The sequence below is a fragment of the Natroniella sp. ANB-PHB2 genome, from assembly GCF_046097105.1.
In the GTDB taxonomy this organism is placed as follows: Bacteria; Bacillota; Halanaerobiia; order Halobacteroidales; family Halobacteroidaceae; genus Natroniella.
The window spans coordinates 933016-957533 of the sequence record NZ_CP175562.1 but is presented as its reverse complement, the minus strand read 5'-3'; the positions used below and the strand labels follow the sequence as shown (position 1 = coordinate 957533).

The 24518-nt window shown below is 31.5% G+C and carries 22 protein-coding genes; 16 read left to right on the top strand and 6 right to left on the bottom strand.

All coding sequences use genetic code 11. The features are described from left to right. Positions 1-22 precede the first annotated feature (22 nt). The gene (gene fdhD / locus ACKF5P_RS04855) at positions 23-820 is read left to right on the top strand and encodes a formate dehydrogenase accessory sulfurtransferase FdhD (protein WP_408956364.1); all 798 of its coding nucleotides are present in this window, start codon (positions 23-25) and stop codon (positions 818-820) included. Between the two features lie 160 nt (positions 821-980). On the opposite strand, the gene ACKF5P_RS04850 is transcribed toward fdhD, so the two are convergent. Further along, complete coding sequence (locus ACKF5P_RS04850; protein ID WP_408956363.1) at positions 981-1694, bottom strand: SIMPL domain-containing protein; 714 nt, start codon at positions 1692-1694, stop codon at positions 981-983. A gap of 331 nt (positions 1695-2025) precedes the next feature. Between ACKF5P_RS04850 and ACKF5P_RS04845 the strand changes: the two genes are divergently transcribed. The 3 genes from ACKF5P_RS04845 to ACKF5P_RS04835 all read left to right on the top strand — a co-directional run bounded on the left by ACKF5P_RS04845 (position 2026) and on the right by ACKF5P_RS04835 (position 7305). Then, positions 2026-2529 (top strand): 4Fe-4S binding protein, encoded by a 504-nt coding sequence (locus ACKF5P_RS04845; RefSeq protein ID WP_408956362.1) that lies wholly within the window; start codon positions 2026-2028, stop codon positions 2527-2529. A gap of 99 nt (positions 2530-2628) precedes the next feature. Then, positions 2629-4881 (top strand): alpha-amylase family glycosyl hydrolase, encoded by a 2253-nt coding sequence (locus ACKF5P_RS04840; protein ID WP_408956361.1) that lies wholly within the window; start codon positions 2629-2631, stop codon positions 4879-4881. Positions 4882-5130: 249 nt separating this feature from the next. Beyond that, entirely contained in the window at positions 5131-7305 is a 2175-nt protein-coding gene (locus tag ACKF5P_RS04835) for a cell division protein FtsA (RefSeq protein WP_408956360.1), read from the top strand. 38 nt (positions 7306-7343) lie between these two features. Here ACKF5P_RS04835 and ACKF5P_RS04830 read toward each other — a convergent pair whose 3' ends face one another. Next, the gene (locus ACKF5P_RS04830; RefSeq protein ID WP_408956359.1) at positions 7344-7556 is read right to left on the bottom strand and encodes a hypothetical protein; all 213 of its coding nucleotides are present in this window, start codon (positions 7554-7556) and stop codon (positions 7344-7346) included. Between the two features lie 176 nt (positions 7557-7732). Continuing rightward, positions 7733-7987 (bottom strand): DUF1657 domain-containing protein, encoded by a 255-nt coding sequence (locus ACKF5P_RS04825; protein WP_408956358.1) that lies wholly within the window; start codon positions 7985-7987, stop codon positions 7733-7735. A gap of 327 nt (positions 7988-8314) precedes the next feature. Between ACKF5P_RS04825 and ACKF5P_RS04820 the strand changes: the two genes are divergently transcribed. The 4 genes from ACKF5P_RS04820 (at position 8315) to glgB (ending at position 12881) form a co-directional block, all read left to right on the top strand. Then, positions 8315-8833, top strand: a complete 519-nt coding sequence (locus tag ACKF5P_RS04820; RefSeq protein WP_408956357.1) for an ECF transporter S component — start codon at positions 8315-8317, stop codon at positions 8831-8833. A 36-nt stretch (positions 8834-8869) separates the two neighbouring features. Next, entirely contained in the window at positions 8870-9859 is a 990-nt protein-coding gene (locus ACKF5P_RS04815; RefSeq protein ID WP_408956356.1) for an AIR synthase family protein, read from the top strand. A gap of 87 nt (positions 9860-9946) precedes the next feature. Next, positions 9947-10555 carry a hypothetical protein gene (locus ACKF5P_RS04810; RefSeq protein ID WP_408956355.1) on the top strand — a complete coding sequence of 203 codons (609 nt, stop codon included), beginning with the start codon at positions 9947-9949 and terminating at the stop codon, positions 10553-10555. A 130-nt stretch (positions 10556-10685) separates the two neighbouring features. Beyond that, complete coding sequence (gene glgB, locus ACKF5P_RS04805; RefSeq protein WP_408956354.1) at positions 10686-12881, top strand: 1,4-alpha-glucan branching protein GlgB; 2196 nt, start codon at positions 10686-10688, stop codon at positions 12879-12881. Positions 12882-13065: 184 nt separating this feature from the next. On the opposite strand, the gene ACKF5P_RS04800 is transcribed toward glgB, so the two are convergent. Continuing rightward, positions 13066-14289: an NADP-dependent malic enzyme gene (locus ACKF5P_RS04800; protein WP_408956353.1), complete on the bottom strand. Its 1224-nt coding sequence runs from the start codon at positions 14287-14289 to the stop codon at positions 13066-13068. Between the two features lie 420 nt (positions 14290-14709). Here ACKF5P_RS04800 and recQ point away from each other — a divergent pair, with 420 nt between their 5' ends. From recQ to sdaAA, 3 genes are all read left to right on the top strand, one after another. Continuing rightward, positions 14710-16818, top strand: coding sequence for a DNA helicase RecQ (gene recQ / locus ACKF5P_RS04795; protein ID WP_408956352.1), 2109 nt, complete (start codon positions 14710-14712; stop codon positions 16816-16818). A 170-nt stretch (positions 16819-16988) separates the two neighbouring features. After that, positions 16989-17660 (top strand): L-serine ammonia-lyase, iron-sulfur-dependent subunit beta, encoded by a 672-nt coding sequence (gene sdaAB / locus ACKF5P_RS04790; RefSeq protein WP_408956351.1) that lies wholly within the window; start codon positions 16989-16991, stop codon positions 17658-17660. 12 nt (positions 17661-17672) lie between these two features. Continuing rightward, on the top strand, positions 17673-18554 hold the full coding sequence (gene sdaAA, locus ACKF5P_RS04785) for an L-serine ammonia-lyase, iron-sulfur-dependent, subunit alpha (RefSeq protein WP_408956350.1): 882 nt from the start codon (positions 17673-17675) through the stop codon (positions 18552-18554). 55 nt (positions 18555-18609) lie between these two features. Here sdaAA and ACKF5P_RS04780 read toward each other — a convergent pair whose 3' ends face one another. Beyond that, positions 18610-19074 (bottom strand): LysM peptidoglycan-binding domain-containing protein, encoded by a 465-nt coding sequence (locus ACKF5P_RS04780; RefSeq protein WP_408956349.1) that lies wholly within the window; start codon positions 19072-19074, stop codon positions 18610-18612. A gap of 308 nt (positions 19075-19382) precedes the next feature. Here ACKF5P_RS04780 and ACKF5P_RS04775 point away from each other — a divergent pair, with 308 nt between their 5' ends. Together ACKF5P_RS04775 and lnt are read left to right on the top strand one after the other, a co-directional pair. After that, complete coding sequence (locus ACKF5P_RS04775; protein WP_408956348.1) at positions 19383-20051, top strand: cell wall hydrolase; 669 nt, start codon at positions 19383-19385, stop codon at positions 20049-20051. 179 nt (positions 20052-20230) lie between these two features. After that, positions 20231-21703 carry an apolipoprotein N-acyltransferase gene (lnt, locus tag ACKF5P_RS04770; protein WP_408956347.1) on the top strand — a complete coding sequence of 491 codons (1473 nt, stop codon included), beginning with the start codon at positions 20231-20233 and terminating at the stop codon, positions 21701-21703. A gap of 37 nt (positions 21704-21740) precedes the next feature. Here lnt and ACKF5P_RS04765 read toward each other — a convergent pair whose 3' ends face one another. Next, positions 21741-22136 (bottom strand): hypothetical protein, encoded by a 396-nt coding sequence (locus ACKF5P_RS04765; RefSeq protein WP_408956346.1) that lies wholly within the window; start codon positions 22134-22136, stop codon positions 21741-21743. Positions 22137-22589: 453 nt separating this feature from the next. On the opposite strand from ACKF5P_RS04765, the gene ACKF5P_RS04760 reads away from it, so the two are divergent. The 3 genes from ACKF5P_RS04760 (at position 22590) to ACKF5P_RS04750 (ending at position 24516) form a co-directional block, all read left to right on the top strand. After that, the gene (locus ACKF5P_RS04760) at positions 22590-23228 is read left to right on the top strand and encodes a thiamine diphosphokinase (RefSeq protein WP_408956345.1); all 639 of its coding nucleotides are present in this window, start codon (positions 22590-22592) and stop codon (positions 23226-23228) included. A 332-nt stretch (positions 23229-23560) separates the two neighbouring features. Further along, on the top strand, positions 23561-23734 hold the full coding sequence (locus ACKF5P_RS04755; protein WP_408956344.1) for a hypothetical protein: 174 nt from the start codon (positions 23561-23563) through the stop codon (positions 23732-23734). Between the two features lie 170 nt (positions 23735-23904). Further along, entirely contained in the window at positions 23905-24516 is a 612-nt protein-coding gene (locus ACKF5P_RS04750; RefSeq protein ID WP_408956343.1) for a site-specific integrase, read from the top strand. Positions 24517-24518: the final 2 nt, after the last annotated feature.

Here is a 24518-nt window from a genome sequence, read left to right as displayed (position 1 = left end):
AGAAGGAGTGATTCTTATCGTCATGGATTTATCTATTAAAAACAAAGTCATACGCTATAATAAAGGTCAGGTTGAACAGATAGATGATTTTTTAATTAAAGAATATGCATTAACTATATTTTTAAATAATAAAGAGTTTATCACTTTATTATGCTCACCACAAAGCCTTGAATATCTAACAGTTGGTTTTTTAGTTTCAGAAGGATTATTAAAGGCACCTGCTGAATTAAAGCAAATAGAGGTTGAGCCAGAAAAAGGGTTTTGTAAGATAACAACTAACAAAAAGTTGAATATGAGAGAAAAGTTACATGGCAAGAGAACATTGACCACAGGATGTGGTAAAGGTACCGTTTTTTATAATGTGTTGGATTCTTTAGGTACTAAAAAACTTAAAAAAGAAAAAACAAAGATTAATGTTAAAAAGATTTTAAGTTTAATAAAAAAGATGAGTCGTCAATCCAAACTCTTCAAACAGACTGGTGGAGTACATAGTTGTTGTTTGACTGATCAGGAAGAGATTATTATGTTTCATGAAGATGTAGGACGACATAATGCTGTCGATAAGATTATTGGTGAAGCATTTATGAATGAAATTAATCTTACAGATAAGATTTTATTGACTAGTGGTAGAATTTCTTCAGAAATGTTACTTAAAGCTGCTAAGCAAGAGGTTCCGATTGTAGCCTCTAGATCTGCTCCTACAAACCTAACAATCAAGATTGCTAAAGAATTAAATTTAACAGTGATTGGATTTGCTAGAGGAAAGAGGTTGAATGTATATACCCATCCTGATAGAGTAGATTTTAATAAATTCAATTAATAACTAGTAAAAAGTCATCATTACAACTTTGTATTTTAAAAAGCTTCAATCTTTAGATGAGATTGAAGCTTTTTTATGTTATCTAAAATGAATTAATGATTTCTTTCAATATACTCAATAAACCTTAAATAGACTAAGTCCAACCTATTATATAGAAAGGTCAATTTATTTTATAATAGACTTCAATCTTTTCTTGATAAATCTTTCTAGTAGGAGGTTGTGGGGCAATAATAGAAATTTCTTCCTGATAATTAATCAAACCGATATATTCTGCTTTGATTTGTTGAATACCCATAATTGATGAATTGATTGTTCGAGCCAATATTTCTGCTTTTTGTTTGCTATCTGCTATAGCTTCTTTTAATAATCTTTCTTGTAATTCTATTGAAGCATATAAAGTATAGTAACCTTGAATCACAGTATAACCGATCTCATAGTGTTGATTGTAAGTTGCTCGTCTACGACTGGAATCATTTGCTTTGATAATGTCAATCAAATCTAAAATAGCTGATGCAATCTTGGTTGAATCAAAGTCTAAAATTTCAATTGTTAATAAAAACTTTAATTGTTCAATTTTTTCTTGTCTGGCTCCTTTTTTACGGTTATAAATAGAATGTTCAGGATTTGATTGAATTATCTTTGTTCTGCTTAATAATTCAAGTTCTGTTATATCTTTTTTTAGTGAATTAAGCTTTTGTTCAGTATGATGTTTAAGGTTTGTTTTATCTCTCCCTTCTGCTAATACCTCTACTTCAATTACTGTTTGATCAGGTTCAAATTCAATCTCTCCTAAACCAACAGTTGAAATGATTTGAGTTGAATTATCAGCTGAAACTATTGAAGAGAATGATGAAATTAAAAAAATCCATAGCAAGAAAAAAAGTATTTTATTTTTTATAAAAAACCCTCCTCATAATAGTAGTTTCTTCCTATTAATTCTTAAATTCTTCTGCTTAATTATATTCTATCATTATTTGCTTTAATTTAATATATTTTTATAATTTCTTTTTTGTTGGTATTAAGTCTAAGGTTAAATCTAAGTTTAAGTAAGACCTAAGCTTAAAAATTATATTAATATAAAACTATATTCTTCTAAATAGACTACCATGCTTTAATTTGAATCAATGGGATTATAATATCATTAATTCATTATATTCTTTAGATAATCATAGTATATATTAATTAATGTATACTGGAGGATAAAAGTGAAAGGTAATTTAATCAGGTTTATAAAAAATATTAGTTGGATTTTATTAATATTTTTCTTGCTATTTGGTAGGGTGAATTTATTGTTAGGAAATTTAGTTATAGTTTGTATGTTAGCACCATTAGTTACTTCTACAATAACAGGGAAGAGAATCTGGTGTGGTTTTTTTTGTCCACGAGGTAGCTTATATGATAACTTAATAGAAAAGATAAGTTTCCAGCGAAAAATACCTTCTATATTTAAAAAGACATATTTTAAAATTGGTTTCTTAGGCTTGCTGATTGGAAACTTATTAATTGCAATTTATTTAGTCGCAGGAGACTGGGAGCAAAGTGGTTTAATTTTTTATCGTTTGATCTTAGCAACTACATTAATTGGTGTTTTCTTAGGGCTGATCTTTAAGGAAAGAATCTGGTGTGCTTTTTGTCCGATGGGTCTATTATCAAACTTTTTCATTAAACTCAAAGCTAAAATATTAGGGGACTATTTAATTTTTTTCTAAAGCTCAGAATTAAACTTGAACTTAATTAATTATTTAACTTCTTTTGGTTAATAATATAAATGAAGAATAGTTAGCGATAATTGACTAAAGGAGGATTTGATGAGAACAAAAGTAAGAATTCATTATGATAATAAAAGAAATTTTAGAAATCCAGTTTTATGGGCTTGGCTGGATGGAACAGGAAAATTTCAAAAAAAGGTTTATCCTGATGGCAGGGACGATTATGGACTCTACTATGATTTAGTAGTTAATCGAACAAACTTCAATTTTAAATTTAAAGATGAATTAGGAGATCACACCATCTGGGAAGATGAACGAAACAATCGTTTTTATAATGCAGGATTAGGAGGGGAAATTTGGTGTAAAGCAGGCTGGCATAATGTTTATAATGTTAGACCAGCAGATCCTGTCGGGCATATTAAAGAGGCCTATCAGAAAATTAAAGATTTAATTCCCCAGGATAATTTTTATTTACCACAAACAGATGTGTCTAAATTTGAAACCCCTTCTTTATTAGGAGCTCATAAGTTAACTGATGGTTCAATCAGTTTTGCTCTCTTTCATCCACGAGCTGGTCGAGTTTATTTAGGTTCTAATCTCAATGATTTTCAAACTCCTGGTAATTGTCCTGCTTGTGCTGATGAAGAAGAGTCATTTATTGAGCTTGACTTATACCAAGGGTATTATAACCAACCCAATATTTGGTGGACAAGGGTGCCAGCTGATCAGATAGATCCCGAACTTCCAGAAGTTGAATATAAATTTTTTGTTCATGGGGGTATTGGAGGAAATGAGAGATGGGCTTGGGATCCTTATACTAGAGTTTATAGTGATAACTATCAACGAGAAAATTGTGTAGTTGCTGATCCAACCGAATTTGAATGGACAGATCAAGATTGGGAAACACCTGATATTAGTCAATTAATTATCTATGAATTGAATGTATATGGCTTTACAGATGAAGATTCAGATCTTCCAATAGAAGAACAGAGTACATTTAAGGGAGTTATTCGTAGAATTGAAGAAGGCTATTTTAATGATTTAGGGGTTACTGCTTTAGCTTTAATGCCTACTTCTGAATCTTGGAGCCATTTCGGTTTGGGATATGATCCATGTAGCTTTATGTCAATAGAGAAGGATTTTGGTGATTTAGATGACTTTAGAAAATTAGTCGATACTGCGCATAATCATGGTTTAGCAGTAATTGTTGATCAAGTATTCAATCATACTTCAAATCAATTTAACCCATTATGGGATCTGATTGATGATGGCTCGGGGCCAGGGGGACTTTATTTTTCTGGAAGTACTAAATGGGGCAATCGAGTTGCTACTGAGAAACCTGAAGTTAATAATATGTTAATCGATTCTTGTAAATTATTTATTGAGGAATATCATGTAGATGGATTTAGATTTGATGCTACGCATAGTAATTATTTAGATCACCAATTACTGTATGAAATACAAGATAAAATTAGGGATAGTGGATTTAAAGCTGATACAATTTTGATTGCTGAAAACCTACCTAATGAGTCAGATTTGAATTTTGAAGGATATAATGGCTATGCCCAGTGGAGTGATATGTTTCATGACAAGATTAAAGCATTGTTGAGGGAAGGTGTTTATAGGGATTGGTGTTATAATACACCGCAAGGATTAGGAGATATTTTTTATTTCTCTAAGAACCAATTTGCTGATCATACAAACAATGTCATTAATTATAGTGAAAGTCATGATGAACCGAGTGTTAAATTTGAGGTTGAAACAAACGAAATAACTGATTGTAATATCAAAGACAGAAAGGCTAAGTTAGCCATGATGGCCACTATGACTGCTTTAGGTCAGCCAATGCTATATATGGGCCAAGAGTTTGGAGTAAACAGAGATGCCAATAATATTGATCTTAATAAAGTAACTCCTGATCCTAACTGTCCAGAATTTGAGTATAATCCATTCTTTGACTGGACACAACGATTGATTAATTTGCGTAAAAAATATGGAGCTTTGAAGATTTCTGGAGCCAATCCGATTGAAACTGGTGAATTCAGTTGGATGTTAGGGCCTTGGTTGTCTGAAGAAAAAGGGAAGAATAAACGTTTGATTGGTTGGAGAACAAAAGACCTAGATAGTGATGAGGAAATGTTAATCCTGATCAACTTTGAAGGGGCAGATATCAAAGTGAAATTAGAGTTTGATGTTGAAGGGAAATGGGCCAAAATTGCTGATCTAGATCAGATTAATGATTTTACAACTGAAACTGAAATTGAACCGATGGATACTTTAATTATAGAACAAAATAAAAAGGTAGACTTTAATTTACCAGCATACAGTGGTTTTATCTATAAGAAACTTTAAACAAAAAAGCACCTTGTTAACAAGGTGCTTTTTTTGTTTATTTAAAATAAAATGTTAAATTATATTTAAGAAAGATTAAATTTGATAAATTAACTCCTTATTAAGCAGGAAATTTATTATAAATCGTTAAATAGTTGAATAAGCTAACGATAAAATTCAAAAAAAGAGAAAATATCATAAAGGCAGTCTTTTTATTAATTTCACCACTGACACCATATATCAATCATTTTATAATAGGAGGTTTGCTAAATGCAAGAAAAGAATGACTTAGTCTTTGCTTTAGATATTGGAACTAGAACAGTAGTTGGGGTTGTATTAGAACCTACTACTAATGATAAGTTGATTGTTAAAGCATCTGAAATGATAGAACATAAAAATCGTTCAATGATAGATGGTCAAATACATAATGTAAGAGAAGTTGCTCAACAAGTAGAAAAGATCAAAACCCGCTTAGAAAGAAAATGTGATATAAACTTAAATAAGGTTGGAATTGCTGCTGCTGGACGTGCTTTAAAGACGGTTACTGGTCATTTTCAATTAGAATTTGAAAATAAAAGGGAGATAACTACTAGCGATGTACAAGCTTTAGAATTTTCTGCTGTTCAAAATGCTCAAGAAAAATTAGCCGGAAATGATAATCAAGCTGATGGATATCATTTTGTAGGATATACTTTGTTACAAAATATGCTAGATGGAATGAAGATTGGTAATTTAATAGGGCAAAGTGGCAAAAAAATAGAAGTTGATTTAATTGCTACTTTTTTACCAAGAATAGTGGTTGATTCTCTATTAACAGTTATTCGGCAAACAGATTTGGAGGTGGATCATTTAACACTAGAACCAATTGCTGCTTCTAATTTGATTGTACCACGACAAATGTATAACTTTAATTTAGCTTTAGTAGATATTGGCGCTGGAACTTCAGATATTGCCATTACCAAAGAGGGTTCAATTATCGGGTATGCTATGGTTCCAGTAGCAGGTGATGAGATTACTGAAGCAATATGCCAGAATTATATGCTTGATTATCATAAAGCTGAAAAAATTAAAAGAAAGTTAACTTTGGAAGACAAGGTGAAAATCAAAGATATTTTAGGTCAAACAACTACCGTAGCAACTACTAGTATTATTAAAATGATAGAAGATGAAGTAGAGAATTTGGCCCAGCAAATTGCTAAGCAAGTCTTAGAATTAAATAAAGAAGAACCACAAGCTGTTATTTGCATTGGTGGGGGTAGTTTAACTCCTTTATTAAAGGAAAAATTAGCTAAAGAATTAGAATTACCTATTAATAGAGTTGGAATTAAAGATTGCCAAGAAATAGATGAGATTACAGGAGAAATTGATGGAATAGCAGAAACCCAATCAATAACACCATTTGGTATTGCGATTACTTGCCATAATAATAACAACCAGGTTAACTTTATAGATGTAGAAGTTAATGGAAATTTAACTCATTTGTTTACTTTAAGAGAGCCTAAAGTATCTGATGCACTTTTAGCAGCTGAAGTTGATATTAAGGCTTTAAAACCAAGCCCTGGTTTAGCTATTTCAGTAGAAGTTAATGGTGATTTGAAGGTGATTAGAGGCTCATTAGGAACTGCTGGAAAGATTTTAATCAATGGTACAAAAGCAGAACTTGAAACTGAAATTAGCCACGGTGATCAATTGACAGTTGAATTAGGTGAACAAGGTAAGAATGCATCTGGAATAGTAGCAGATGTAGTTCCTGAACTACCAAGTCAAAAGATACATATAAATAATACAGAGGTAAACTTAGAACCAATTTGTTATATGAATGAGGAGCGAGTAAGTTTAAATACAGAATTAAAAGATAGGGCAAAAATTAATTATATTTTACCTCAGACAGTAAAAGAAGTAGTCGAAGAGATTTTAGAGTTTCCTGTTGAAGAGATTAAAGAAAAAAAGATCGTTTATACTTTTAACGGAGAAGAACAGGAAAAGCGCTATCAAAATTATCATATTTTACTTAATGGAAAAGAAGTACCATTGGATAAAGAAGTTACTACTGGTGATCATTTAAAATTTACAGAGGTTAATCAGGCTAGCTTACGAATAAAAGATATTTTAGAAGAAATGGAATTGAATAATACAATTAATATTATATTTAATGAACAGTCAATAAAATTGCCAGTTACTAATTTCAAATTATTAAAAAATGGGAAGGCAGTAAATGATGAAGAAGAAGTCTTTGCTGGTGATAAGCTTGTTTATAAACCTGGCACCGTACACTTGAATCAATTATTAAATCATATTAATTATGAAATCCCAACAAATATTAATGGGAAGTTGATTATTGAGAAGAATGGTCAAGATGCCCAACTAATTGAACCTTTAGCAGATGGTGATCAGGTTAGAGTTTATATTAAAAATAACAAATTAAATTTTCAATCAGAAAAATAGCTTGTTAAAACTATAAGAGAGATTAAAAAAGTGAGTTGTTAAACTAACTCAAATAGCACTTGACCATTAAGTCTAGGTAGTTGTCTTAAAAGTGGATTTAATTTAGTCGGTAATTGATTAAAAAAATCAGGATTATTAGATATGTTTTCTAAAAATGATTCTATTAAAATAAATATAGCCACTAAAATTAGTGATAATAAGATCATTTTTAATGATTTCTCTATTAAGCCTTTTAATAATTGGGTAGCCATGACAGATAAGCCTCCTTGCTATTATTTTGTTAAATAAACTAAAAAATATACTAGGAATAAATTACCATAAATTTAGAATGAGGGTTTTTATTTAGTAATAAAAATATTTTTATTACTAAATAAACCAGAGCAAGCTAACTGTTAATAATTAGCTTGCTCTATTTATTAAAATTATTTTATTGATTCTGTTGATTTTGTTGGCCCTGCTGATTTTGTTGCATTTGCTGCTTTTGCTTATATTGTGGTTCTTCACTTTCAACGTAATTTACTCTATCTTCTAATTGTTGAGCTACCTGCTCAATTTGTTGAGCACATTGAGTGTACATATCTTGAGCTAAATCATCATTAGTATCTTGAGAAAAACCTTCTAAAGTGCTTTTAGCAGTTTCTAACCCTGTAAGAGCTTGGTGTAAATCATCACCTACTGTCATTTATTAAGCTCACCTCCTTTCAGCACATTAATTATAATATCCTATAATCTATTTAAATATAACTTGAATATTTATTTAATCTATTAAAAAATTTCTATATTTAAAGGAGCTTTACAAAAAAATAGCATATATGATTAAAGATGATATTTCACTCTTGAGTTTTTACTGATATTTATTACAGAAATTGAAACTATCTATTCAAAGAAGAGGTTAGATATAAATGAAGTTATTATTTAAACAACTAAAACAAATCAATTTTTGACAACTTTTTGGTTTTGTGTTAAGATTAGTTGATATAATTATTGTTCTAAGAAGGGAGTTACAGGAATGCATAAAACTAAAAAATTAACATTAGCTGGTCTATTAATTGGATTAGTAACTATAGCTACTATGGTAATTAAGATTCCAGTTCCAGCTACAGAAGGTTATATTCATCTAGGCGATAGTATGATTTATGTAGCTGCTATTTTATTTGGTAGTAAGTTCGGGTCTTTAGCAGGAGGAGTTGGTTCAGCAATAGCAGATATATTATTAGGCTATACTCATTGGGCACTTCCTACTTTGATTGTTAAGGGGATTAAAGGGTTTATTGTTGGTAAAATTTCTAATCCCAATCAAATTAAAGTTGACACTATCAGAGTTAAAGATGCAGTGGCAATTTTAGTTGGTGGAACCTGGATGATAGTAGGTTATTATTTTGTGTCAGCATTATTTAGTGGAAGTTTTATAGTTCCTTTGCAGGGGGTTCCTATGGATTTTGTTCAAATGGGTATGGGGGCAGCTATAGCTTTTCCTGTTGTGTTTGCATTATTAAAGAGTGAGATTATAGATGAAATTACTAAATAATTACTTCATTAAATAGTTTAGAAAGGTGATAGACCTATGAAAGCTGGTAAAATTGATATTAACAATCTAAAAGAACTTATTTTAAGTAAAATTTCCGCTACAAATGATGAAGTTTTAGTTCGACCTGGGATCGGTGAAGATTCGACTGTGATTGATTTTGGAGAGTTTGTTGCTGTGATGTCTACTGATCCAATTACTGGGGTACAAGAGGGAATGGGGAGTTTAGCAGTTAATGTTGCTTGTAATGATATAGCGGCTAATGGTGCACAACCAATCGGTATTCAACAAGTCTTATTATTTCCACCAAGTACAAGCAAAGAAGAAATAACAGCAATAGTAAAAGATATAAATCAAGCTGCTCAAGATTTAGAGATCGATATTTTAGGAGGGCATACAGAAATAACTGATATTGTACAACAACCTTTAGTTTCTTGTACAGCAATCGGTAAAACAACTAAAGATAAATTTGTAACTTCGGCTGATGCTCAGCCAGGAGATCAGATCATTATCACTAAATGGGCAGGTTTAGAAGGTACTGCTATTTTGGCTACAGATTTTGCTGAACGTTTATTAGAGTTGGGGCTTGAGACTGAAATAATAGAAGAAGCGCAACATCTAACTGAATATTTAAGTGTAATTCCAGAAGGGTTATTAGGAGCAGAACTAAAAGTAAATGCAATGCATGATATTACTGAAGGAGGCTTATATGGTTCCTTGTTTGAATTGGCTGAAGCAGCTGGAGTTGGATTTACAATAAAAGAAAGTGCAATTCCTTTACATCGAACAACTGAAAATATAACTGAGCTGTTAAATATCAACCCTTATCACTTAATCGGTTCTGGAGCAATGATCTTAACTACTGCTGAAGGAGAAAAGGTTGTAGATAAGTTGACCTCAACTGGAATTAATGCCACAATTATTGGAGAGATCACAGCTCAAGGGAGAGTAGTTGTTACAGAGCAAAAAGAGATCGAGCTTAATCAAGCCCCTCAAGATGAATTGTGGAGATTTTTAGCTGAGAATTAATTATTCTCCTTACCCTTATTACATAAAAAGTTTAGCTAAGCTAAAAATAATATTAAGCTGAAAATTTTAAAAGAGGGTGGGAATATATTGAATAAAGATAATTATCCACTAATCGTAGTAATTGTTTTAGTATTAATTTTGTTAGGAACAATCTTTTATAAGGTTAATTTTGAAAATGAACGAGTTAATAATATAGTAGGCTTTGATAATGAAGAGTTAGAAGTTACTATTTTTCCTATTTATGGATCAGATGAAAGATATGATGATACGGAAGTTAACTTTTATATTCAGATTGCTGATGATTTAGAGCTGTTGGAAAAATTACAGGTAATTGCTAATAGGTTATCAAGATTTAGATTTGATTTTTTACCGATTAAGGTTATAGAAATAGAAGAAGAAAACGGAAGAGATATAGCAGTTATAAATTTAGAGGAACACCAATGGAACCGAAATAAAGATGAACTACCTACCTTTAGAGGAAATGCTGGGATTACATGGTATTTAGATTATTTTCAAGGAGCAGCTGATGGACATTTTACTTCTGTAACCTTGATTAATTCTTTTTTACAACCAGAGTATGAAAGAGATTGGATTGATGGAGTTAAGTTTCTTTATCAAGGAGAACCAATTCGTGAAGAAGACTGGGATACGGTTGCTTTAGAAGGAATATTTTATAGAGATGAACTTGATAATTAAAGATTCAAACCTAAGTATAATCCTATATATCTTATAAGATATATAGGATTATTTTAATTTAACCCTCTTAACTAAGAGGAAAAAAATGATTAGGGAAAGAAGTTTATAATTATAGAGAAGGGAGGGCATAATGAGTAGGAGCAAGCTAAGTCAAACTGAAATAGATAAGATTGTTAGTGCTAGATTAAAAAAGCCATCTGATTTTCTGGGGGCTAATTTTCTTGATAAAAACCAAGTAGTGATTAGGGTTTTTCGACCAGATGTAACTAATGTTTTTGTTGTCTCTGATGATTTAGAGCAAAAGATTGAATTAAATAAGGTAGCAGAAAGTGGACTGTTTGAAAAGGTAATTGAAGCTGAACAGCTATTTGATTATCAATTACAATTTGAAACTGAGCAGAGTCGTTGGTTAGAAGAAGACCCTTATACCTTTGGCCCTGTTTTATCGAATTATGATTTACATCTATTTAATGAAGGAAATCATCATCGTATTTATGAAAAGATGGGGGCCAAAATTATAACTCACGATGGAAGTAGAGGGGTTCATTTTTCTATTTGGGCTCCAGAAGCAAAGCGAGTTAGTGTGATTGGTCAGTTTAATAATTGGGATGGAAGGATACATCAATTGAGGTTATTAGAAGGGTCTGGAGTCTGGGAATTGTTTATTCCTGGTTTAGGAGAGGAAGAATTATATCGATTTGAGATATTGACTAAAGCGGGCCAAAAGTTAATTAAATCAGACCCTTATGCTTTTTATAGTGAGTTAAGACCTGCTAGTGCTTCACTAACCTATGATCTATCTAATAAGCATCAATGGCAAGATGATAATTGGATGAAAAAAAGAGAAGAGATAGACTGGTTACAAAAACCAATTTCAATTTATGAAGTTAATCTAGCTTCTTGGGCCAGAGTTCCTGAAGAAGATAATAGGTTTTTAACTTATCGTGAATTAGCCGATAAGCTGGTTAGTTATGTCACTGAAAATAATTTTACTCATGTAGAGCTGATGCCGCTAGGAGAGTATCCATTAGATGAATCTTGGGGGTATCAAGTAGTCGGATACTTTTCTCCAACCAGTAGGTTTGGTAAACCAGAAGATTTAATGTATTTAATCGATCAGTTCCATCAACATGATATTGGGGTTATTTTAGATTGGGTTCCTGGGCATTTCCCTAAAGATGGCCATGGGCTAGGTAGATTTGATGGAACCGCTTTATATGAGCATCTAGATCCTCGATTAGGAGAGCATAAGAAGTGGGGAACGTATGTCTTTAATTATGGTCGTGAAGAAGTCAGGAATTTTTTAATCTCTAATGCACTATATTGGCTAGATAAATTTCATATAGACGGCTTTCGAGTTGATGCAGTATCCTCTATGCTCTATTTGGATCACAAACGAAAAGAATGGATTAGTAATAAATATGGAGGTCGAGAGAATTTAGAAGCAATTGCTTTTTTACAGTCTTTTAATTCAATTACTCACCAATACTATCCTGGCATCTTAACTATTGCTGAAGAGTCTACTTCCTGGTCAGGAGTAACCAAGCCTACTTATCTAGGTGGACTTGGTTTTTCGATGAAGTGGAATATGGGCTGGATGAATGATGCTTTGGAGTATATCGAAGTCGATCCATTTTATAAAAAATATCATCATAATAAGTTAACTTTTCCTTTATTATATTCATTTAATGAAAATCATATCTTGATATTGTCCCATGATGAAATAGTCCATGAAAAGAGTTCAATGATTGGAAAGATGCCTGGTGATCGCTGGCAGAAATTTGCTAATTTACGACTCTTTTATGCTTATATGTTTGGCCATCCTGGCAAAAAACTTCTCTTTATGGGTAATGAATTTGGACAGTGGAATGAATGGAATGATACTAGAAGCCTTGATTGGCATCTTTTAGATTATAAACCTCATCAGAAGTTGTTGAGATTTGTCTGTGAATTAAATGCTATCTATCAAAAACAGAATGCTTTATGGGAGAATGATTTTGATCAATCAGGATTTGAGTGGATTGATTGTCATGACTTTGAGAAGAGTGTTATTTCTTTCATTCGCAAGGGTTATAATCCGGAGGAAAGGCTGGTCTGTGTTTTTAACTTTACACCTGTTATTAGGGAAAATTATAGGTTAGCTGTACCAGAAGCAGGGTTTTATGAGGAGATATTAAATACTAATGCTGAAATTTATGGTGGAACTAATTTAGGAAATTTAGGAGGAGTTTACTCAGAACCTATTGCTTGGCATGGGCGGGAGCATTCAATTGAGATTACATTGCCACCATTAACCGGTCTGTACTTTAAATATAAAAAGGACTAACACTAAGTCCTTTTTAGTTTAAGTCTAAGGTTAAGTTTTAGTAAAATCATTTAATAAATCAAAACTAAAAAAGCAGTCATAAGGAAAAGGTTTTATGACTGCTTTAATTATTAATAAATTTATGTTTTTGTTGTAGATTATTTGTTTATTACTTTATGTTTATTATCTTTATTTAACCTCAAACTTATTTCGTCATCAATTTTTTAGCATTCTCTAATTCAGTGTCATAATCAAGCTCTATTCTAGCTACACCACTTTCAATAGCAGCTTGAGCTACTGCAGCAGCAACATAAGGGCCAACCCGCTCATCGAATGGCTTTGGAATCACATAATCAGGGGCCAACTTATCCTCAGTGACTAATTCAGCTAAGGCATATGCAGCGGCTACTTTCATCTCTTGATTGATATCTTTGGCCCTTACATCCAATGCACCACGGAAGACGCCAGGGAAGGCCATTACATTATTAACTTGGTTTGGATAATCAGAACGACCGGTGCCCACTATTTTAGCTCCTGCTTCAAAAGCATCTTCAGGCCAAATTTCAGGATCAGGGTTGGCCATTGGGAATAAAATTGGATCATCAGCCATACCTTTTACCATCTCTTTACTCAATACTCCAGCAACAGAAACGCCAATAAAGACATCTGCGCCTACAATTGCATCGGCAAGGTTGCCTTCTTCTTTCTCTTTATTTGTCAATTCAGCTAATTCTTCCTTTGCCTTATCTAAATTATCTCGTCCTTGATAAATTAAACCCTTGCTATCTAAAACTTTGATCTGTTCAACACCTTCAGATAATAAGAGTTTAACAATACTTACTCCAGCAGCTCCTGCACCATTAACTACTATTTTAAGATCTTCCATCTTTTTGTCAACTATTTTTAAAGCATTTAATAGGCCAGCTAAAGTAATAATAGCAGTACCATGTTGATCATCATGAAAGATTGGAATATCTAATTCTTCTTTTAATTTTTGCTCAATATAGAAACACTCAGGTCCTTTGATATCTTCTAGATTAATACCACCAAATGTAGGAGCAATCTGCTTAACTGCCTTAACTAATGCATCTGGATCTGTTTCATTAATACAGATAGGGAAAGCATCAACACCACCAAATTCTTTAAAGAGAACAGCTTTTCCTTCCATGACAGGCATTGAGGCTTTGGCTCCAATATCACCTAAGCCTAGGACAGCACTACCATTACTGACAACAGCTACGAAATTTGACTTATTGGTATATTCATAAACCTTCTTCTCATCTTTAGCGATTTCTAGACAAGGCTCTGCTACTCCTGGCGAGTAAGCAAGTGAAAGATCATTTTCATCATTAACTTTTACTTTAGTATTTACTTTTAATTTGCCTTGGTTTTCTTGATGTAAGTTAAGTGCATCTTCTTTTAAACTCATTTTTTATTCCTCCTTATTTTATCTCCTAACTTTAGATATTAGTTATCAATCTATATTTTCCTGCATTTATTAGTAATTTCATTATTTTCGTATGCTTAATATAACCGGTTAGAAGAAGTTAATACTTTTAAAATTGAATTTTAACCTGAATCTAAATAAGATTAAAAACCTCTGTTGAAGATTAGGAGGAGGAAGATTAATAAAGAAATAGAATAATATCATTGTAGCTGTAAAAATAATAGGTAATAGTAAATAAGTAAATAAAGTTTCAAGGAGGAGTTAATATGTGTCAAGAGGAAATTAATTTGGTGAGGTTGTTGAAGAATAGAAGGAGAATTTGATTATAGCAAGGTATTTACTGAAAAATATAAGAGTTAGTTAGTAATTTTATTTATAGATGTAATCTAAGGAGTTGGTTGAATGTTAGAACAAGCTGAACAGTTATTACAAGATTATTTTGGTTATTCATCATTTAAAAAAGGACAAAAAGAGATCATCGAAAGTATATTAACAGGTAACAACACCTTAGGAATAATGCCTACTGGGGGAGGAAAGTCCATCTGCTTTCAGATTCCAGCCCTTTGTTTATCAGGTGTTACTTTGGTAATTTCGCCTTTGATTTCATTAATGAAAGATCAGATTGATTCCCTAAATGCTTTAGAAGTTGAAGCTACTTTTATTAATAGTTCATTAAGTAATTTGGAAATTAAAGAAAGGATGGCTAAAACATGTGAAGGTCAATATGATTTGTTATATATTGCACCTGAGAGATTACAATCTAAAGAATTTATTTCCCAATTACAAGCTAGTGATATTTCTTTAATAGCAGTTGATGAGAGTCACTGTATATCCAGTTGGGGCCATGATTTTCGACCCAGCTATCGCTTGATTCCTAAATTAATAACCAGCCTCTCTAATCAACCAGTAGTAACTGCGTTTACCGCAACTGCAACAAAAGAAGTCAGGAAGGATATAAGTGAACTGTTAAGAATTGAAGAGGAAAGTATTTATGTAACTGGATTTGATCGTCCTAATTTAAAGTTTAACTTAATTAGTGGAGATAATAAGAAGGATTTCATTGCAGAATATGTGGAAGTTAATCAAGATGATGCTGGGATCATCTATGCTGCTACCAGAAAAGAGGTCGATCAATTAACTTCTTTTCTAAAGCAAAAAGGATTTTCAGTTGGTAAATACCATGCTGGATTGGGTGGTCAAGAACGGAGAGAGGTTCAAGAAAAATTTATCTTTGATGAACTAAAAATAATTGTCGCAACTAATGCTTTTGGAATGGGAATTGATAAATCAAATGTGCGCTATGTGATCCATCATAATTTACCGCAGACGTTAGAGGATTATTATCAGGAAGCAGGGAGAGCAGGGCGGGATGGCGAACCAGGTGAATGTATCTTATTATTTCACCCTGCGGATATTAGATTACCTAAGTTTTTTATTGAAAAATCTAATTTAACGCCCCAATTTAAAAAGCGTAGATATCAACAGCTACATAAAATGATTGATTATTGCTATACAACCAAATGTTTGAGAGGGTTTATCTTAAATTATTTTGATAATCAGCAATTAATTAATGATTGTGATAATTGTAGTAACTGTAATGAAGAACAAGAGTTGATTGATATAACAACAGAAGCCCAAAAGATTTTATCCTGTGTTTATAAGACTGAACAGAGGTTTGGAGTTACAACGGTTGCTTGTGTGCTGAAAGGTTCTAAACGACAGAAAATACTGAAGCTAGGCTTTGATCAACTATCCACCTATGGCTTATTAAAGGAGAATACTATAAAAGAGATTAAAGATTTAATTAATTTTTTAATTGCTGAAGGATATATTAGTTTAACGAATAGTAAATATCCTGTAACTAAATTGACAGCAAAGGCTAAGCCAGTATTAGCGGGAAGGGAAGAGGTATATTATAAAGTTAGAAAGAAGATCAAACGAATCACTTCTCAAAATAGCTTATTCAGTATCTTACGTGAATTTAGAATGAAATTAGCTAAAAAAGAAGATCTACCCCCTTATGCAATCTTTCATGATAGCACTTTAAAGCAGATGACTGAGCAAAAACCGATAACTAAAGAAGCCATGCTAGAGATTAAAGGAGTTGGCCCAATTAAGTTCCAACGCTATGGTAAATTTTTTCTAGAAAAAATTAAGGAATTTGCAGTACAAGAGACTGCTAGACAAGAGACTGCAACTACAACAGATACCCCAAGTCATTTGGTAAGTTATAATCTATTAAAGACCGGTAAAAGTTTATCGGAAATAGCTAATTTGAGAGAACTTGCTTTAACAACAGTTCAAAGCCATATGGTTCGTTCTTTACAGGAGGGGTTTGATTTAAATCTTGATCTATTTGTTTCTCATAAAAATAGAGATTTAATTAAAAATAAGATCAAAGAAATAGGAGCTGAACGTTTAAAGCCATTAAAGGAAGCATTACCTGAAGAGATCAGCTATTTTCAAATTAAATTGATACTTTCTGCAAAAGAAGAATATCTTGAGTTATAAACAACCATCTTAATAGATAAGTGTTGGCAAAAAAATGATCTTTAGCTATACCTTAAGATTGAGTGACTTATTAAAAACTCTTTTAATGCAGATTTACAAGTTCTAAATAAATTTTGGTGCACTACTTATCATAAGTTATTAAGTAATAATAGAAGGTTAGGTGAACTATAATGACAAAATTAAGTGCATTTGATATTTTAGGGCCAATTATGATTGGTCCATCTAGTTCCCACACAGCTGGTGCAGTCAGAATTGGTAATTTGGCCCGAGAGATTGTAAGTACAGAGATTACAGAAGTTAAGTTTTTTTTGCATGGCTCATTTAAAGAGACTTACCAAGGTCATGGTACTGATAAAGCTTTATTAGGAGGATTGCTAGGAATGGCAACTGACGATCCTAGGATTAAAGACTCTTTTGCGTTGGCCCGAAATAAAGAGATTGAATTTGAGTTTTTACCTACTGAACTAGACGGTTTCCACCCTAATACTGTTAAGCTTGAAATCAAGAATTTGACAGAGAAAGTTACTACAATAATTGCTTCTTCTGTTGGAGGGGGTAATATTGTAATTGAAGAGATAGATGGAATTAATGTAGAATTGACTGGAGAATATCACACTTTGATTACTTTACACCATGATAAAGCAGGAGTAATTGCTAAAATATCCAGAGTGTTAGAAGAAAGTGAGTTAAATATTGCCTTTATGAAGGTGTTAAGGGAGTATAAGGGAGCCTTAGCTACCGCAGTAATTGAACTGGATCATGGATTGGCCCTAGAAAGATTAACAGCAATAGAAGAAATAGATGAAGTTAAAGAAGCTAAAGTAATTAAACCTGTTCAATAGGGAGGGTTTAAAATGTATTATTTCAAAACAATAGCAGAACTTACTGAACTTGCTGATAAAAAGAAAATTTCTATTCCAGAAGTTGTTATCTTAAGAGAAAAGGAATTAAGTGAAAAATCTGAAGTTGAAATCAGAAAATGTATGAAACAGAACTTAAAAGTAATGAGGGAAGCAATCAAGGCAGGGCTTGAAAGTGAAGGGTTAACTTCAATGAGTGGATTAGCAGGAGGAGATGCTAAATTAATTGATCACGTTCACCAAAAAGGGACCAGTCTAACAGGAGAGATAAATTCCCAAGCTATTGCTAGAGCTTTGGCAATTTCAGAGGTGAATGCTGCCATGGGCCCAATAGTAGCAGTTCCTACCGCAGGTTCTTGTGGAATCTTGCCAGCGGCATTACTAACGATAGCTGATAAATATGAAAAGGGTGAAGAAGAGGTAATCGATGCTTTGTTCGTAGCTTCTGGAATTGGTCTGGTTATTGCTCAACAAGCATCTGTATCAGGAGCAGAAGGAGGTTGTCAAGCCGAATGTGGTTCTGCTGCTGGAATGGCCGCAGGGGCTATTACTTATCTAATGGGGGGAGATAGTGAGCAGATAGCTAATGCAATAGCAATTTCACTTAAGAATGTGTTAGGCTTAGTCTGTGATCCGGTAGCAGGTTTAGTAGAAATTCCATGTATTAAAAGAAATGCTGTGGGAGCAAGTAATTCATTAGTAGCAGCTGAGATGGCTCTGGCAGGGATAGAAAGTGTAATTCCAGTTGATGAGGTAATAGTGGCCATGAAGAAGGTGGGGGATGCACTACCCAATGAATTAAAAGAGACTTCGTTAGGAGGTTTAGCAGCAACTCCTACTGCTTGTAGAATTAAATCGGATTTGTTAGAAGGTTAACTATGGTAACTTAAGTTTGATTAAGTTACCATAGTTAACAATGATTTTTAACTAATTAAAATGGAGCCGGAACACATAATATATCACCTTGATAAATAATTTCTGGGTCTGTGATATGAGGGTTGGCCCGAATTAGACCAGCTAAACTTACTCCAAAACGGCGAGCAATATTCCACATAGTATCTCCAGCTCTAACGGTATAGCGTGATTCATATCCTCTAGGACATTCTGTTGGAACTCTTGGTGTTATATCTGGAGGTGGTGGAGGTGGTTCTGGTAAGCAGAGTACATCACCAGGAAATATGACATCTGGATCAGGAATATGTGGATTAGCAGCAATTAGACCTTCTAAGCTGATTTCAATACCACGTCTTTGTAAGCGCCGTGTTATATTAAACATAGTATCCCCTGATCTAACTGTGTATAAGACACCAAATCGTGGTGGGCAAAATTCTGGAACTCTTGCTTGCCTTCTGTTTCCATTTGGATTAGAACGAGGACAACCTCTATAATTTCCCATTTGCAATCCCTCCTTTCAATATTTTTTCTTTTTTATTATTTTATGCAATTAGTTAGAAGATGGTGTTGCTTTCTAAATATTTGTTAGTAATTTTCTTCCACTGTTATTATCAAATGGGTATTTAATTCCCGATGAGGAATTCAGTGGGTTGTTAGTTACTGGCATAACAATAATTTCTAATGAAATTAATAAGAAAAGATGGTATATTTATAACTGACGATATAAAATTTAAAATAATCTTTATACTACTATTTAAACTCTAAATAAAATACATAGTCATAATATTAAAAGAGGAAGGAAATCAGCCTATGAAGAACAAACACTATAAACTAATAGCTAGCTTGTTAGTATTCACAATTTTATTTCCATTTTTATCAGGCTTTGTTTTAGTTGTTCCTGCTTATGCTTCTGAAGGAGGCTTAAGCTCTTTAACTGAAAACAAAGGTTTTTTATCAATTGTACAGAGTTTACTTATGTTATTCTTTTTCTCTTCATTTACTGGTGATAATGATAGTGAAGATTATCTAGGAGACTCATATGAGTCAGCTGCCAGTGATGAAGAGCCTGCTGATTCTAGCTTTCAGCGTTTATATGTAACTTCTGAGGAACGTGACATTTTAGCTAGAGCTGTTTATTCAGAGGCTAGAGGAGAACCATTTAAAGGACAGGTAGCAGTAGCAGGAGTGGTTATTAATCGAGTTGAAAGTCCAGAATTTCCTAATGATGTTGAAGGGGTTGTATTCCAACAAACAAGTGGAGGACATTATGCCTTTTCGGCAGTATTAGATGGACAGATTGATCTGACTCCAGATGAGACTGCTTATGAAGCGGTGGATTACGCTTTAAATGGTTGGGATCCGTCAAATGGAGCTCTTTATTATTATAATCCAGTTACAGCTACTGCACAATGGATGTTCGATAATATGGTAACTGAATCAGTAATTGGAAGTCATCATTTTGGGAATGTAAGAAGATAAGTTAAAATTAAGTAAAGTCATTAACAAAATATAGAATTCAAAGAGAGCGGTCAGTTGACTGCTCTCTTTTTATCTTAGCAATAAAAAAGGAAAATACTAATTAATCGGGAACTATTAATTAGTAGAATAATTTAACTTGATAAATTAAATTTAATATCTAAAGGGGAAGGATATCTATTATGAAATATTTATTGACGATTTTATCAGGGGTTTTGTTAGGATTGCCATTTTATAATACTAATTTATTCTTTTTAGCTTGGATCGGTTTAGTTCCTTTTTTATGGGCTTTACAAAAACAGCACAAGAGAGAATCTTTCTTCTTGGGTTGGTTAATGGGGATTGCTTTCTTTGGCATTGGAGGCAATTGGATAATTTATCCGCTTTTTGATTTTAGCGGGTTGCCGACAATAGTCTCTGTTTTTATCTTTACTCTAGCAATTTTTATTTTAGCTATATTTTTGGGTCTGTTTGCAGTCTTATCAAAGTCACTAGAAATAAAGTTTAGCTTATCTTATATACTTCTTGTTCCCATTAGTTGGACAGCCATTGAATTTTTACGAACAAGACTTTCGTTTGGATATCTATTTGGCTTTCTCGGTTATTCACAAAGTTTCATCCCAGAATTGATCCAATTAGCAGAGTATGGTGGAGTTTATTTAATTACTTTTATAATTGTATTAGTTAATACTATATTATTTTTGGCTATTAAGGAGAGAAAATTTTATTATCTTCTAATTGGTATAGCAATTATTAGTTTAGTTTTTTACCAGGGTCAGTTGCGATTGTCTGAAACAGATACTAAAGGTGAGGAGTTGTCAGTAGGATTAATCCAGCCTGGTATTCCCCAACAAATAAAAATGAACCCTGACTATCAAGATTTAATTGTTGATAGGTTATTAGAACTGTCTAATCATGAAATAAAAGAAAATAATCCTGATTTGTTGATTTGGCCCGAAACAGCTATTCTAAGAACTTATGACGAAACTAAAAAAATACCATTTGATTTTGTTGAAGAAACTCCATTATTCTTTGGAGGGTTTATTAGAGATGGTAGAGGGAGTTTAAATAGTAGTTTTTTATCAAATTCTAATAAAGATATAGTTGCTAGATATAGTAAGAATAAGTTGGTTCCTTTTGGTGAGTATACTCCATTTGCTAAAATAATTCCCGATGTGATTGTAGAAAATCTAAATAATTTAGTTCCAGGCCAAGAAAAAAAAGAATTTGTTTTTAATAAAGTTAGTTGGGTAAGTCCAATTTGTTCAGAAATTTTGAACTCTTCTTTTGTTAGAAAATTAGACCCTGGTTCTGATCTATTGATTACTATTTCTAATGAGGCTTGGTTTGGAAAGAGTAATTTACCATTACAAATGTTACAGGCGACTATTTTTCGAACAATTGAGTACAATCTTCCTGTTATTAAGGTAGGAAATACTGGATTTAGTGGGGTTATAGATAATCAAGGGAGAATATTGACCAAAACTGAACTTTTTGAACCAACTTCTAAAAGTTTTAATTTAACAGTACCTGAACGAAAGTTAACCATATATTATCAATATGGTAATTTATTTGGTTTAGTAACTTTAATATTTGTATTACTTTTAACAGGAGTTATTGGAATTGAAAAATTTAAAGCAATTAAAGAAAAATAACACTCTTTTGAGTGTTATTTTTCTTTAATTGCTATTCCTAAATTACTTTCTTAGCTTTTTCTTGATTGATTATTTTTGGAGCAGTCTTTTTATTTTGTTTTCTATTTTTCAATCTATGAATTCCTCCAATTAAAATACTTATAACTGTAATGATGCTTGTAAAAAGAATCATTAAAATTGCAACTTGTCCTATAGTTATACTATTTAAATCACTGAATTGTTCAAGGGCCAATATATTTACATTAGTTAAAGTAGCAATTAAAATAAGTAAACTTGAAATATAAATAAAGCTATTAGAAATAAATCTAAATAATAAGTTAGAGAAGTTTTTTTGTTCAGTCGTATCTTTAATAAAAAAGCTTTTGAGAAGAATTATAGCCTCAATAATTATCATGATTATAAAAGAAATACTGATGATAATTTCTGGATTCATCAAATCATCCCCTTTTTATGGTTGTTAATTATATTTTAACATATTATTATCTTTTTTCAATAGTAAACCAATTAAAAAACAACAAGAGTAAATTAAGTTATATTTTGTATGTTTTGGGTTTGATTACAAAATAACACTTGTAAGGTTAGGGATATTAAACATTATTAAAATAAGTTATTATGGAACCTTTCTTTTTAGTCTTTAGTATACATTATATACAAATTTAAATTTTTTACTGAAATACTAAAAGGTTAATTTGTAATTCTAATAGTTATTTGATATAATTTTTGATAATAATTAACAAGAATATATTATATTAGATAGAAAGAAGCCTTTTTTAAGAATACAAAGAAATGATTAATCATTTCTTTGTATTCATAGGGGTCGATCTTTTTTTGTGTATTTATGTAATGTATAAATTAATATTTAACAAACTAAAAAGAGGTAGGTATAATGAAAAGAGCAATCGTATTTATTAATGGAGATTTGAAAGGAAAAAAAGATTTTTATTTAAGATATATTCAAAAGGAAGATGAAATTTTTTGTGCTGATGGAGGGGCAGAGCATGCTTATGACTTAGGGTTAATGCCAAAATTAATTCTAGGGGATTTTGATTCAGTTTCAAAAGAGGTTTTAAATTATTATAAACACAAAGAAGTTAAGTTAAAGAGCTATCCCTCTGAAAAAGATAAAACAGATAGTCAAATTTTATTAGAATTTTTAATAGAGCATAATTTTGAAAAAGTGATTATTTTTGCTGGGTTAGGAGGTAATTTGGATCATATTTTAGGAAATTTATATTTATTAGAGAAGTTTTCTGAGTTTGATATTGATTTGAGCTTTGTCAGCCCTTCAGAAACAATAGAAATAATCACCAAGCAAAAAACCATAAAAAACCGACAAAACAAACGAGTATCTCTTTTGCCATTAACTTCTAAGGTTACAGGAATAGATTTAACTGGTTTTAAATATGAACTAACAGATGGAAAAATGGTCAAGGGGGATACATTAGGGTTAGGTAACCTTATTACTAAAAAAGAAGCTGTTATTAAACTGAAATCAGGAAAATTATTCATGATAATTTGCACTTGATTAATCACAAGTTTATATAATAGAGAACAGGGGGGTATACTTGCTTATTGTACTAAAGGAAGTGAATATAGCTTGATATGTTTTTAATTAATTGAAGAAATACATTTAGTGTAATATTTATATTAAAACTTTTGGAAATTAAATCTTAAAATCTATAAATGTTCAACAAGATACTAAGAGAACAGTTAATGATTCAAGAGGAATAGTATTATATTTACTTATATTTTAACACTAAAATGTAAGGTTTAAAAAATCTAAATTTTAAACTTGTTTTAATTTTAGTGTATATAATACCTTGTTCAGGTAATAATTAGTATAGGGGGTAGATATGGATGAAAGAATGTGTTTTGGATTATAAAGCATGCGAATATTGCGGTAAGTGTTTATTCTGTGACATGGATTCTAGTAAGAAATGTGATAATTGTATGGAGTGTATTCAAGGCGAAGCTAATTATAGAGGGGTTAAGGTAGATGAAGTTCACTATAATGAGCCGCAATCTAATTAAATTAGCCGGCTAACCCAGAAAATAAATTATTATATAATAATTTATTTTCTGGGTTGTTAGTTTAAAATTTTTAATAGACTAAAATATATAATATAGGAAGTGTAATCCAATGTATATTTGATGAAAAAGGATTATGGCGAAAAGAAATACGCTTTTTGGATTATGCTAAAATGAAAAATAGATATGAATTAGCAATGTATGAAATTTTTTATATAAATAAGCATAAACCAGTATTTAATACTAAAAATAAATTCAACTGTGATTTGACACTTGAATTAGAAGAACTTGATTTCTCAAATTTGAAAACTATTAGTGAATTAGGTATAGATATCAAATATTATTTGAAATTATTTAACCAAAGACAAATAGAATTTGATCTTAAAAAGAAAACATTTGATATAGAAAACAAAAAGAAGTTAATTGGTAAAATAGATAGTAATTATTCAGAGCTTTTTCAATTAATAAGAAAAAACATAAATGAATTGAATTCTAATTCTTTTTACAAAGCAAGAGATCTATTAGTTATTAAACTGGTATTTTATGCTGGATTAAAAACTTCTGAAATGGTTTCTTTAAATTGGACTGATATAGACATGAAAGATAGAGTAATAAACATTCGCATTAAAAATAATAATTATATTATGCCAATGGATTTGGAAATAAAAAATGAACTTGAAAATTATTTGGAGAATAGTAACAATGATAATAAAGAACTGGCAAAAGAACTTATTATCCATAAAACTAACCGACATAATACTTCACAAAAGATACATTTTGTGTAATG

Bases quoted from the DNA above. Each gene is read 5' to 3' on its own strand.
- ACKF5P_RS04765 (WP_408956346.1), bottom strand. From the start codon at position 22,136: ATGAATCCAGAAATTATCATCAGTATTTCTTTTATAATCATGATAATT.
- ACKF5P_RS04775 (WP_408956348.1), top strand. From the start codon at position 19,383: ATGAAGAACAAACACTATAAACTAATAGCTAGCTTGTTAGTATTCACA.
- fdhD (WP_408956364.1), top strand. From the start codon at position 23: ATGGATTTATCTATTAAAAACAAAGTCATACGCTATAATAAAGGTCAG.
- ACKF5P_RS04755 (WP_408956344.1), top strand. From the start codon at position 23,561: ATGAAAGAATGTGTTTTGGATTATAAAGCATGCGAATATTGCGGTAAG.
- sdaAB (WP_408956351.1), top strand. From the start codon at position 16,989: ATGACAAAATTAAGTGCATTTGATATTTTAGGGCCAATTATGATTGGT.
- ACKF5P_RS04780 (WP_408956349.1), bottom strand. From the start codon at position 19,074: ATGGGAAATTATAGAGGTTGTCCTCGTTCTAATCCAAATGGAAACAGA.
- lnt (WP_408956347.1), top strand. From the start codon at position 20,231: ATGAAATATTTATTGACGATTTTATCAGGGGTTTTGTTAGGATTGCCA.
- ACKF5P_RS04800 (WP_408956353.1), bottom strand. From the start codon at position 14,289: ATGAGTTTAAAAGAAGATGCACTTAACTTACATCAAGAAAACCAAGGC.
- ACKF5P_RS04830 (WP_408956359.1), bottom strand. From the start codon at position 7,556: ATGGCTACCCAATTATTAAAAGGCTTAATAGAGAAATCATTAAAAATG.
- ACKF5P_RS04815 (WP_408956356.1), top strand. From the start codon at position 8,870: ATGAAAGCTGGTAAAATTGATATTAACAATCTAAAAGAACTTATTTTA.
- ACKF5P_RS04825 (WP_408956358.1), bottom strand. From the start codon at position 7,987: ATGACAGTAGGTGATGATTTACACCAAGCTCTTACAGGGTTAGAAACT.
- recQ (WP_408956352.1), top strand. From the start codon at position 14,710: ATGTTAGAACAAGCTGAACAGTTATTACAAGATTATTTTGGTTATTCA.
- ACKF5P_RS04760 (WP_408956345.1), top strand. From the start codon at position 22,590: ATGAAAAGAGCAATCGTATTTATTAATGGAGATTTGAAAGGAAAAAAA.
- ACKF5P_RS04820 (WP_408956357.1), top strand. From the start codon at position 8,315: ATGCATAAAACTAAAAAATTAACATTAGCTGGTCTATTAATTGGATTA.
- ACKF5P_RS04750 (WP_408956343.1), top strand. From the start codon at position 23,905: ATGAAAAATAGATATGAATTAGCAATGTATGAAATTTTTTATATAAAT.
- sdaAA (WP_408956350.1), top strand. From the start codon at position 17,673: ATGTATTATTTCAAAACAATAGCAGAACTTACTGAACTTGCTGATAAA.
- glgB (WP_408956354.1), top strand. From the start codon at position 10,686: ATGAGTAGGAGCAAGCTAAGTCAAACTGAAATAGATAAGATTGTTAGT.
- ACKF5P_RS04840 (WP_408956361.1), top strand. From the start codon at position 2,629: ATGAGAACAAAAGTAAGAATTCATTATGATAATAAAAGAAATTTTAGA.
- ACKF5P_RS04835 (WP_408956360.1), top strand. From the start codon at position 5,131: ATGCAAGAAAAGAATGACTTAGTCTTTGCTTTAGATATTGGAACTAGA.